An 11633-nucleotide genomic window follows, 5' to 3' on the forward strand; every position below is an offset into this window, starting at 1 on the left:
CGTAGGTCGTTGCCTCAGGTTTCGGTCATCGCGGATCGGGTCGTCGAGGCGGCACGGGCCCTGAGGGCCGTCTTGTCCGGCTTGCCGAGGGGGGTGACCGGGAGGTCGTCGAGGACGGTGATCGTGACCGGTACGGCGTCGGCGGGCAGGCGGTCGGTCGCCCAGGAGCGTAGGGCGGCCGGAGTGATGCCGGGTGGGCGGACCGTGATGAAGGCGTGGATGGCCTCGCCGGTGCGTTCGTCCGGGACGCCGACCACGGTGGCCTCTCGGACGGCGGGGTGCTCGGTGAGCGCGTCCTCGATCGGGCCGGCGTAGTGGTTGTAGCCGTCGACGATGATCATGTCCTTCAGCCGGCCCACCAGGTGGAGGTAGCCGTCGTCGTCGAATCGGCCGAGGTCGCCGGTGCGGAGCCGGCCGTCCGGCAGTACGGTCTGGCCGGGGTCGGCCGGGCGGTTCCAGTATCCGGTCATCACGCCCGGTCCCTCGACGCAGACCTCCCCGACCTCACCGGGTGGTGCGGGCGTGCCGTCGGTGCGCCGTAGCGTGACGGTGACGCCCGGCATGGGGCGGCCGACCGAGGCGAGGAGGTCGGGGCGGCCGGCCAGGGCGGCGGCGTGGTCGGCCGGCCGCAGTGTCGCGATGGCCGGTGCCTCGGTGGTCGCGTACGTCTGCATGAACCCGGGGCCGAGCAGCTCCAGGGCCTGACGCAGCCGGGCCGGGGCGACGGGGGAGCTGCCGTACATGACGAACTTCAGCGGGGCCAGGTCCCCCTCGGCGTGGTCGAGCAGGCGGTACAGCCATGACGGGTACAGGTAGGTGATCGCCGCCGGGGCGTCGTGCACCGCGGCGACGAACCCGGCCGGGTCGAACCCGTCCATGATCTCCACGCAGGCACCCAGGCGGAGCATGTTCAGCGCGGCGTCCCCGGAGCCGTGCGCGAAGGGCGTCGCCAGCAGGAATCGCGTGCCCTCCGGCGGCGTATCGGCCCCGGCCGACGCCCATGCCTTCGTGGACGCCCCGAGGCCCGCGAACGTGGCGGGCACGCCCTTCGGGCGGCCGGTGGTGCCGCCGGTGTACAGGATGCGGGCGATGTCGCCCTCCTGGGCGCACACCGGGACGGGCTCGTCGGACTCACCCGCGGCGACGGCCGTGAGGTCGACAAGCGAGTACACCAGCGGGACGCCCGCGCTCTTGGCCAGGTCCGCGACCGGCCCGATCTCGAGGTCGGACACGAGGGCGGTGGCCTGGGTGTCGGTCAGCAGGTGCCGCAGCTCGTCCGCGTCGCCGACGGTGTCGGGGAACACCGGGGTGTAGCGGAGCCCGAGCAGGTGGGCGGCGAGCCTGAGGGTGAACGCCTCCGGGCGGTTGCGGGTGACCAGCATGAGGCCCTGGCCCCGGCGCAGTCCCTGCCGCTCCAGGAACCGCGCGGTCCGGTGGACCGTGGCGAGCAGCTCCCGGTAGGTGATCGAACGCCCGTCGTACCGCAGCGCCACCGCGTCCTCGTACGCGGCGAGCGCCGAGAGCGCACTCGTGACGTACCACGCCGGCAAGTCGTCGGTCATGCCCGCCCCTTAATCTAATGCCATTGGATTTTCTTCGGGCGCTACATTACGGACGGCCCGAACGACCGGCAACCCCAGGGGAGGAACCCGATGCCGCCGCGACGCGGCCGCCCGCCGGCGGCGGATCCGAAGCTCCGCCCGGAGGCGATCGTGGCCGCCGGGCTGGACACCCTGCAGGCCGAAGGGCTGGACGGCCTGACCATGAACAAGGTCGCCGCCCGGCTCGACGTGCACGCCGCGTCGCTGTACTGGCATGTACGGAACAAGGAGGAGCTGCTCGACCTGCTCGCCGACGCGGTGGCCGACGTGCCGGACCTCCCGGCGTACGACGGCGGTGACTGGCGTGCCGGTCTCTCCGAGATCATGCGCGCGCTGCGCCGGCACCTGCTCGCGTATCGGGACTCGGCCCGGCTGCTCTCCGGCCGGTTCGCCGCCGGCCGTGGCCAGCTGCGTACGGTCGAGGCCGTGCTCGGGGCGCTGCGCGGCGCGGGGCTCTCCGACCGCGACACCGCCTACGCGCTGTACCTGCTGACCACCTTCCTGATCGGCTTCGTCGGCGGTGAGCAGGCCCCGCTGTCGGCCACCGTCGCCGCCGGCCGGACTCCCCGCTCCTACCTGGACGACCTGCGCGACCGGCTCGCCGCGCTGCCCGCCGAGGAGTTCCCGCACACCGTCGCGCTGGCCGGTGACCTCACCGCCCCGGACCTCGGCACCCGGTTCGAGTTCGCGCTGGAGCGGGTGCTCGACGGCATCGCCGCCCTTCCGCAAGACCGCTGACGCACGGACTCAACGGATGGGCGTCCTCGCGACGTTCAAGAGGAAAGGCGAGAGATAGGGGTGCCGGTGGGCTTCGAGGAGTTTCTGGTCGCGCGGCTGCCCAGGCTTCTGCGGTTCGCCACCGCCCTGACCGGTGACCCGCATCGAGCGGAGGACATCGTGCAGGACGTGCTGATCAGGGCGCAGCGCCGCTGGCGGCGGATCGGCGCGATGGCCTCACCCGAGGCCTACCTGCGGCGGATGATCACCAACGAGTACCTGTCGTGGCGGCGACGCCGCTCCTCCAGGGAGATGCCGGCCACCGACGGGGTGCTGGACGCCGCCATCGAACCCGACGACGGGCATGCCGGACAGGTCGAGGAGCGTGACGCCGTCTGGTCCGGGATCATGTCGCTGCCGCCACGGCAGCGCGCGGTGCTCGCCCTCCGCTACTACGAGGGCCTGTCCACTGCCGAGATCGCCGACATCCTCGGCTGCTCCGAGGCGACCGTGCGCTCGCACGCGTCCCGGGCGCTGGCCGAGCTACGGCTCGATCCCCGAGGGGACCTGGATCCGCACGACCACGCCGTGAGGGGAGACCTGCGATGACGACCGACGAGGTGATCCGTCAGGCATTCGAGCGGCAGGCGGAGAACGCTCCCGCGGCGGACCGCGTTCTGGCGGACCTCCGCGTGAGAATGGGCCGCGCCCGCCGACGCCGCGTGGCGACGCAGGGCGTCATGGCCGCCGTGGTCTCCGGTGCGGCGGTCGCGGCCGCCGTCTGGGTGCCGTCCGGCGGGCCGGAGTCGATCGGCCGTCGGGTCCAGGCCGGCCCGCGGCCGGCCCCGGTACGACTCCTGTACCGGCCGGGCTGGTTGCCGCAGGGCTTCACCGAGGTCGCTCGCGAGGTCGGCCAGGGACGGTCGAATGGTGTCCAGATCCGTACCTGGGCCGACCGCTCGTTGACGGAACGGCCGGCCGACAACGCGCTGGTGCCGAGGGTCGACATGGAGGTCGAGCCGCCCACGCGGGGTGGGCGAGAGGACCAGCTGACGTCGCTCCGCCGTCAGACGGGCAGCACGACGGTGGACGTGAACGGGCACGAGGCGCGGCGTTGGCAGGACAGCTCGGGGCAATGCATGATCGCTTGGCGGCCCACCGCCCAGACGGTGCTGTCGGTGACCATGAGCGGCCTCATCGACCCCTGCGCCGACGCGCTGCGCGTGGCCCGATCGGTCGGGCCGGACGACCGGGCGACGGTCGTCCCGCCGTTGCGGGCGACCTGGCTGCCGACGAGGTACGCCACGGACCATGTCGTCGTGAGCCGGACCGGCTCGGGCTGCCGCGCGGAACTCGTGGCGATGAGCGCGCTGCGGGCGATAAGCGCCGAGGTCGGCGAGGGACGTCTCCCCGCCCAGGGGACGCCGCTGCGGATCGGCGGAAGGCCCGCTCGGTCCTACCCCATCGACGCCGTCTCGACCAGCGGAGAACCGAGCGGCGGCATGGCCGTCGCGGTGGACCTCGGTGCCGGGCGCGTGCTCACCGTCCGTGACTACGAGGGAGGCCCCTCGCTGAGCCCCCGGATGCTCGGTGAGGTCGCCGCCGGCGTCGAGGTCGGTGACACGGCCGGCGCCTGCGCCTGGTGACGTCGAGGTGATCCTGCGGAGTCTTCGGTCCTCCGCGTGCGAAGACTCCGCAGGATCACTGGCCCGGGCCCCACCGGGCCGGTCTCAGGTGCAGGCGGTGCCGTTCAGTGTGAAGGCGGTCGGTGCCGTGTTCGTACCGGTGTAGGAGAAGTTGGCGCCGACCGAGGTGGACGCGCCGGCGGCGAGGGTGCCGTTCCAGCTCGCGTTGGTGACCGTGACGTCCTTGCCGGACTGCGACCAGGTGCCGTTCCAGCCCTGGCTGAGCGTCTGGTTCCCGGCGTAGGAGTACTTCAGCGTCCAGCCGCTGATGGCCGAGCTTCCGTTGGTGATGGTGACGGTGGCGGTGAAGCCCGTACCCCAGTCGTTCGCCGAGTAGGCCACCTTGCAACCGGTCGACCCCCCGCCGCCACCGCCGCCGGAGCCGCCGAGCGCGTTGTAGATGGCGCCGTACACGTCCGGTTTCTTGTTGAGGTTGTCGTCCCAGGGCAGGGCCGAGCCCTGGCCGCTGAAGACACCGGGGATCCAGGAGTACTTGTCGGTGTAGTCCCAGATCGTGATGCCGACGCAGCGGGGCACCGTGAGGCACGCCTTGACGACCTCGGTGTAGTACTGCGCCTGCGTGGCGACCTTGGTCGCGTCCGCGGGCAGCACCATGCGGACGTCCAGTTCGGTGATGGCGACGTCGAGGCCGAGGTCGGCGAACCGCTGGAGGTTGCCGGGCATGTCGGTGGGGAAGCCGTACTGGATCGCGAGGTGTCCCTGGAAGCCGACGCCGTCGATCGGCACGCCCTGCGCCTTCAGCGACTTGACCAGGTTGTACATCGCGTCGCTCTTCGCGCCGGCCCCATCGATGTTGTAGTCGTTGATGTAGAGCTTGGCGTTCGGGTCGGCGGCGCGGGCGGCCTTCAGCGCGGTGGCGATGTAGCCGGTGCCGAGCGTGTCGTACCAGAGGTCCGACCGGTAGGTGCCGTCGTCGTTGAACGGCTCGTTGACCACGTCCCAGGAGTAGACCTGGCCCTTGTAGTGGCCGGCGACGTTGGCGATGTGGTTCTGCAGGATCGAGGTGAGCTGTGCGGCCGTCCAGTTGCCGCTGGTGAGCCAGCCCGGCAGTTGGTTGTGCCACAGCAGCGTGTGCCCGCGGACGATCTGGTTGTGCGCCTTGGCGAAGTTCACCACCGCGTCGCCGCCCGCGAAGCTGAACTGCCCCTGCGACGGCTCGGTGGCGTCCCACTTCATCGAGTTGCCGGGCGTGATCGCGCCGAACTCACTGCTGCCGAGGATCTCGGTGTACGGGGTGTCGGACAGCTCGGGGTTGTCGGTCGCCGAGCCGAAGTACCTGCCCTGTGCCTGGGCGAGCTGGTTCAGTGTGGACGCGGCGGACGCCGGCCGCACCGCCAGCGCGGTGACGGCCAGGAACACGCCGAGCGACAGCGCCAGGACGGCCACGAGTCTCGGCCGGAGTGGCGACGGCATGGTGGATTCCTCCTCATGTGCAGGTGCTCATGACGCGGCGCGGGGGAGATCACGGTCGATGTCCCCCGCGCCGCGGCAAACCGTCCTAGGGGCTCGTACAGGTGAGGGTGGGTGTGCTCGCCGTCCCGTTCGCGACCAGCCCGAACGTGGTCGACGCGCCGACCGCGACATTGCGGTTGTAGTCCACGTTCCGTACGGTCGCGAGGTCACCGCTCATGGTGAGCGTGCCGTTCCACAGGCTGTTGATGGTCTGGCCGCTCGGCACGATCCAGCTCACCGTCCAACCGTTCAGCGTGCTGGTGCCGGGGTTGCTCACCGTCACCTCGGCCTGGAAGCCGCCGGACCAGCTGCTGACCGTCTTGAACGTCGCCGTGCACGGCACGGTCGTGCCGCCGCCACCGCCGCTGGTGTCGCCGACGCCGGTCACCTCACCGTTGCCGCCGTCGAAGACCACGTCGGAGCAGCCGTAGAACGTCTCGTTGCTGTCCGAGCGCTTCCAGACGGAGTAGATGATGTGGCGTCCGGTCTTGTTCGCGGGCAGCTTGCCCGACCAGTAGTAGTAGCCGTCGACGCTGCCGGTCGGCCCGGTGTCCGCCGGGTGGTCGGCCACGAGGAACGGGTCGGTCTCGATCTCGTCCCAGGTGAGCGGCTTGGTCGGGTCCCAGCCGTCCTTCGTGACGTACAGGTAGAACCAGCCCGGGTGCGCCGCCCACTTGTTGTAGCGGAAGTCGAAGTTCGCACCGCTGGTCAGGTGGGTGACCGGCCAGTTGGCGTTCGGCAGGTCGAACCCGGAGTAGTTGGTGTTGCCGCCGCTGCACAGCTGCCCGTCGGGGACGAACCCGCGCGTACGGCCGGCGCCGTCGGAGCGCAGCACGGCGAACCAGTTGTAGAGGGAGTTGGCCCCGCTCTGGGCGACGGCGGCCGCACACGCCGGGTTCTTCGGTTTGATCTCCCCGGTCGACGTGAGGCCGTCCTTCCAGCACAGGAACGTACGGGCGCCCGGCTGCATGAACGCCCCGTGGGCCCACGCCGAGGGCCCCGTGAACACGCTCATGACCAGGATGGACACCATTCCTAGGGCCGCGGCGAGCGCGCTTTTCCGTCGCTTTCTCACGACACCGTTTCCCTTCGATCCGCCCGCGGATCCGGGCACGGATGTCCGCGGGAGTTCGGCGCGGTGGGAGCGCCTCCTCAGGATCGGTTCGCGATCTCGGAGGGGTCAACGACGGCGGTGCGGGCGGCGACGCGACCTGCGGGTTCGCTCGCTGCCCGGTGAAAGCAGATGAAAGGTCAGAGCACGTACGTGTCGAGGCGGCCGCACATGCCGAAGGCGCGCTCGGGCGGCGGCTCCAGCCGGTGGACGGCCGCGTCCGTGAGGTGGCCGATGTCGCCGTCCCGGAGGCGGCTCAGGTGCTCGCCGGTCCGCTCGGCCTCGGCCAGCGCGCCGGCCCGCCAGCGCTCCTCCCACTCGCCGAACAATCCCTCCTTGAGCCGTACGGCGGAGCGGTAGAAGTCGTGCAGCGCCGCCGGATCGCCGCCGGACAGCCGCTCGCGCAACACCGCGAAGCCGTCCAGGGCCAGGTCGCGGCGGTGTCGCGCCGTGGCCTCCCGATCGGGACGCAGCGCGGCGGCCGACCCGTACGCCTCCGGGTCGGCGAGGATCTCCGGCGGGAAGGTGAACACCGCGTCGCCGGCCTCGGGCAGGCCGCTGTTCTGCATGATGACGACGATGTGCAGCCCGCCGTCGCCGTTGACGAGCCGGTGGATCGTCCCGGGCGTGAACCAGGCGACCGTCCCCGGCCGCAGCGGGGTCTCGGCGAACCCCGTGCTGGTCAGCGTCTGCACGCTGCCCTCGCCCGCCACCACGACGTACGCCTCCGCGCACGTCAGGTGGACGTGCGGGGAACCACCGCACAGCCCGTCGGCGGTCGGCCAGTCGTACACGCGCAGGCCGGAGACCCCGACGGCGCCGGGCAGCGGGCTCACCACGGGTGGTCCTTCGCGTAGGCGTCCAGGCGGCCACGGTCCCACGCGCCGTCGGCGACGACGATCCGGTACCGCACGCGCAGCGTCTCGCCCGGCGGCAGCGCGAACTCCTCGGCGAACGCGAGCGACGGGTTGACCGCCGGGAACGGCGTGTTCCGGACGAACCAGTCGCTGCCGTACTCGGCATCGTCGAAGAACATCAGCGTGGAGGCGCGGTCGACCTCGTCGTGCCGGCCGACGTACGCGAGCCAGGCCGCGGGCCGCCCATCATCTCCGGGCCGCCCCGGCCCTCCGCGGCGATGATCTCCCCGTCGGTGAAGGCGCGCGGGCCGCGCCAGAACAGGCCGCTGTACCCGGCGGCGGGACGGCCGTTCGTCGTGGGGCTGCCGAAGACGAGCGCCTCCTCCCGTACGTTGGTCAGCTCGGTGGCGAACTCCAGCGCCCACGAGTCGTCCTCGACGTCGCGGACGGTGAGCTCGCGCAGCTCGTACACCCAGTGCTCGCCCGCCTGGGTGTGCCAGGTCAGCCGTTCCGCGATCCGCCCGCCGTCGGCCTCGGTGAACTCCTCGTGCCGCATGACGCCGATGTTCGGCAGGTCGACGTAGCCCTGGTCGCGGACGTAGCTGCCGCCGCCCCAGAAGTTCTCGCCGGACAGGTGCGACACGGTCATCTGGACGCCCTTGTGCCAGCGGTGGTCGTGCGGCCGGTACGCGGTGACGACGTCCCCGGCGAGCGTGCGGACCGGGTGCAGGTACGGCTTCGGCCCCTCGAAGGGCGGCATGTCCGGCCGGTAGACGTACTGGAAGAGCTCCACGCCCCGCTCGTGCACGGCCAGGGTGTGGTTGCCGATGTGCTCGAGCCTCACAGGTCCATCCCGGGGTTCATCTCCTGGTAGAAGGGGTCCGTCTCGTCGATCTCGCCCCGGCGTACGGGACGGCCGGTGAGCGCCGACTTGTAGAGCGCGGCGATGAGCTCCAGGGTCTGCCCGGCCGCCCGCGCCGCTGGTCTCCGGGCGTTCGCCGCGCTCGTACGCGTCGAGCAGGTCGGCGAGGAGCGCGGCGTGCGAGCTCGGGACATCGGCCTCGGGCGTCCGCCAGGCGGCGATCCGCGCCTCGTCGGTGACGTGCGGCGCCGGGGTGTAGGTCCAGTCCGCGTTCTCATAGCCGTACAGGTGCGACAGTTCGACGGTCGCCTCGGTGAGGTCGAACCGCAGCCGGCTCTCCTCGCGCGGTGACAGCACACTGTTGACGATCGACGCCAGCGCGCCGTTCTCGAACCGGACCGACGCCAGGGACACGTCCTCGGTGTCGATGTCCCGGTCGAGCCGTCCGGCCATGGCGCGCACCTCGGCCCAGTCGCCGAGCGTGGCCAGCAGCAGGTCCATCTGGTGGATGCCATGGCCCATGGTCGGCCCGCCGCCCTCAGTGTCCCACCGGCCGCGCCACGGCACGTCGAAGTACGCGTGGTCGCGGTACCAGGTGGTCAAGCACACCGCGACGAGCGGCCGGCCCAGCTCGCCCTCGGCGATGAGGCGGCGCAGGTGACGGGCGCCGGAGCCGAACCGGTGCTGGTAGACGACGGCCGCGTACGGGCCGCCGTCCCGCTCGGCGGCGGCCATCGCGTCGTACTCGGCGAGCGAGAGGCACGGCGGCTTCTCGCACAGCACCCACGCGCCCGCCCGCAGGCAGGCCGCGACCTGCGCCGCGTGCAGGTGCGGTGGCGTGCAGACGTGCACGAGGTCGGGGCTCGTCGCGGCGAGCATCTCCGCCAGGTCGGTGTAGGCGGCGGGGATGCCGTGCTCGGCGCAGAAGTCCTTCACGCGGACGGGATCGATGTCGACGGCGGCGACGATCTCGGCGCGGTGCGCCTCCGACCGCAGCGCGGGGACGTGACAGATGCCCGCGATCCCTCCGGTGCCGACGATCGCGGCCCGGATCACTTGAGGACGACCGTGGTCAGCGAGCGGGGGGCGAGGTCCACCGACAGGTCGTGGCCGTGGACGCGCGCGGCGGCCACGGGCGTCACGGAGTGGTCCTGGTCGGTGAGGTACGCCCGGGCGCGTCCGGCGCCCGCGTCGAGCCTCAGGTCCGTGGTGGTCTTGGCGGTGCCGGTGTTGAGGATCTCGACGACCTTCGTGCCGTCGGCGTTGCGGTAGGCCGAGATCTGCAGCGCCGGGTCGGACGCGGTGACGGCCACCCGGGTCGCGCCCGGGCGGATGAACCGGCTGTACGCCGCGAACGCCCAGAAGCGCTTGGACACGTGGTACGCGTCGCCGTCGAGCTGGATCAGTGCGCGGGTCGCCCCGACGGAGGCGGCGAGCCAGTAGACGTACGCGCCGGCGTCGCCGTCCGTCATGGTCCGGTGGATGTTCTCCGCGATCGCGAAGCCGGAGTACTCGCTGCCGTCGTCCCAGTTCTCGTTCCAGGTGCTGCCGCCCGGACCCCACTCCGACAGCCAGGTGTGCTTCCGGGTCGGCTGCGGTGAGGTCACCGGGCTGGAGTAGGCGTGGCCGGTGATGGTCGTGACCCACTTGGCGGCCTGCGGGTCAGCCTCGATGGCCTTGGTGTACTCCTTCTGGCCGTCCCAGCCGGTGTGGTCACAGCAGGACAGGTTCACCCCGGCCTTCTTCGCAAGGGGGCCTAGGACCTTGACGAACTCCACGGCCTGCGCGGGCGTGAACCGCATCGAGGCGTACGAGACGGTGATGTCCGGCTCGTTGGTGAAGCCCAGGTCGGTGAGCCTGACGCCTTCCTTCCGGTAGAACCTCGCGTACTGGACCAGGTACTTCGCGTACGCCTTCCGCCAGTCGCCGCTCGCGCAGTTCGTTCCCTGGAGGCCGCAGAGGGTGCCGCCGTTCGCGTCGGTGCCGTTGTCCTTCATGAAGCCGGGAGCGCTCCAGGCGTCCGCGTAGAACCGCTTCACCCCGTACGGCCGCGCCTGCTGGGCGAGCCAGACCTGGCCGCCGTCGTCACCGTCCCAGACGTACTTCGGCGGCGCGTCCGGGCCGCCCGGGTCGGCGGGCTCGATCGAGTGCATGTGGTCGTACACGTTGTCGGCGGACGAGCCGATGCCGAGCCGCAGGATGGAGGCGCCCGCGCCGGTCTTCCGGCCGAACAGCAGGTCCACGACCTCCTTCTGCTTGGGCGCGGAGAGCCCCTGCAGCCCGTGGATGACGGCGGCCCGCTGGAACGCCTCGGAGAATCCGAACCCGTCGATCGGCTGCAGCTTCGTGCGGAAGTCCACGCGGCCGGGCGGCGCGGCCTGGGCGCTCGCCGGGAGGGCGAGGGAGCACGCGGTCGCCACGGTGAGGGCGAGGGCAAGCGATCTGCGCATGAGGGAAGAGCTACTTTCCGCCCACGCGGCCAGGCCGGCGATGAGCCAACGACGCGCGAACAGGTAGACGACGAAGATCGGGAGGGCCGACAGCGTCACGGCGGCCATCAGGTCGGGCACCTTGGAGCCGAACTCGTTCTGGAAGTTGAACAGGCCCAGCGTCTGGACGCGCTGCTCGGGGGACTGGGTGAGGATGAGGGGGAACAGGAAGCCGTTCCAGGCGTTGAGCGCGCTGTAGACCGAGATGGTGGTGAGGGACGCCCGGCTGAGCGGCAGTGCGAGACTCCACATCAGCCGGAGCGCCCCACCCCCGTCGATGGTCATCGCCTCGTACAGCTCGCGGGGCACGTCGCGCAGCGCCGACGACAGCACCAGCACGCTGAGCGGCAGCCCGAACGCCACGGTCGGCAGGATGATCGCGGTCGGCGAGTCGTACAGGTGCATCCGGGTGATCAGCAGGTAGACGGGGATGATCGTGGCCTGCGCGGGGACGGCCAGGCCGGTCAGGAAGATCCGGAAGGTCGCGGAGACGATCCGGCTGTGTGACCGCACGATCGCGTATGCGGCGGGGAAGGCGAGCAGCACGGTCAGCACGACGCTCGCCACCGTGACGACCGCCGTGTTGACCAGATAGCGGGCGTATCCGCTGTCGAAGACCTCGCCGAAGTTGCCGAGGGTCAGGCTGTGCGGCGGGGACAGCGGGCCGCCGTCGAGGTAGGCGTCATTCGGTTGGAAGCTGTCCTTGACCATGATGTAGATCGGCACGCCCACGAAGGCGAGCCACACCAGGGCCGCCGCCCCGGCCGCCCAGTTCGGCCGCCGCAGGCGCCGCCGCGTACGGCCTCGGTGCCGGCCGGACGCGACCGGCACGGGCCTC

The 11633-nt window shown here is 71.4% G+C and carries 8 protein-coding genes and 1 pseudogene; 3 read left to right on the forward strand and 6 right to left on the reverse strand.

All coding sequences use genetic code 11. The annotated features are described in order from the left end of the window. Nucleotides 1-14: 14 nt before the first annotated feature. Nucleotides 15-1562, reverse strand: coding sequence for an AMP-binding protein (locus ACYVF7_RS57380; protein WP_460356866.1), 1548 nt, complete (start codon nucleotides 1560-1562; stop codon nucleotides 15-17). Nucleotides 1563-1652: 90 nt separating this feature from the next. Here ACYVF7_RS57380 and ACYVF7_RS57385 point away from each other — a divergent pair, with 90 nt between their 5' ends. The 3 genes from ACYVF7_RS57385 to ACYVF7_RS57395 all read left to right on the forward strand — a co-directional run bounded on the left by ACYVF7_RS57385 (nucleotide 1653) and on the right by ACYVF7_RS57395 (nucleotide 3964). Further along, nucleotides 1653-2339, forward strand: coding sequence for a TetR/AcrR family transcriptional regulator (locus tag ACYVF7_RS57385; protein ID WP_460356868.1), 687 nt, complete (start codon nucleotides 1653-1655; stop codon nucleotides 2337-2339). 66 nt (nucleotides 2340-2405) lie between these two features. Then, nucleotides 2406-2927, forward strand: coding sequence for a SigE family RNA polymerase sigma factor (locus ACYVF7_RS57390; protein ID WP_460356870.1), 522 nt, complete (start codon nucleotides 2406-2408; stop codon nucleotides 2925-2927). Then, on the forward strand, nucleotides 2924-3964 hold the full coding sequence (locus ACYVF7_RS57395) for a hypothetical protein (RefSeq protein WP_460356873.1): 1041 nt from the start codon (nucleotides 2924-2926) through the stop codon (nucleotides 3962-3964). Before ACYVF7_RS57390 ends, ACYVF7_RS57395 begins: the two co-directional genes overlap by 4 nt. An 84-nt stretch (nucleotides 3965-4048) precedes the next feature. Here the strand turns inward: ACYVF7_RS57395 and ACYVF7_RS57400 are convergent, their stop codons facing one another. From ACYVF7_RS57400 to ACYVF7_RS57420, 5 genes and pseudogenes are all read right to left on the reverse strand, one after another. Beyond that, entirely contained in the window at nucleotides 4049-5437 is a 1389-nt protein-coding gene (locus ACYVF7_RS57400) for an endo-1,4-beta-xylanase (RefSeq protein WP_460356876.1), read from the reverse strand. An 85-nt stretch (nucleotides 5438-5522) separates the two neighbouring features. Then, nucleotides 5523-6551, reverse strand: coding sequence for a lytic polysaccharide monooxygenase auxiliary activity family 9 protein (locus ACYVF7_RS57405; RefSeq protein ID WP_460356878.1), 1029 nt, complete (start codon nucleotides 6549-6551; stop codon nucleotides 5523-5525). Nucleotides 6552-6727: 176 nt separating this feature from the next. Then, on the reverse strand, nucleotides 6728-7423 hold the full coding sequence (locus tag ACYVF7_RS57410) for a cupin domain-containing protein (protein WP_460356880.1): 696 nt from the start codon (nucleotides 7421-7423) through the stop codon (nucleotides 6728-6730). Next, nucleotides 7420-9362, reverse strand: a pseudogene (locus ACYVF7_RS57415) (DUF6807 family protein). The gene ACYVF7_RS57410 and the pseudogene ACYVF7_RS57415 overlap by 4 nt, the downstream one beginning before the upstream one ends. Next, on the reverse strand, nucleotides 9359-11626 hold the full coding sequence (locus tag ACYVF7_RS57420) for an ABC transporter permease subunit (RefSeq protein WP_460356882.1): 2268 nt from the start codon (nucleotides 11624-11626) through the stop codon (nucleotides 9359-9361). The pseudogene ACYVF7_RS57415 and the gene ACYVF7_RS57420 overlap by 4 nt, the downstream one beginning before the upstream one ends. Nucleotides 11627-11633: the final 7 nt, after the last annotated feature.

It is taken from the genome of Actinoallomurus acanthiterrae, assembly GCF_054775715.1.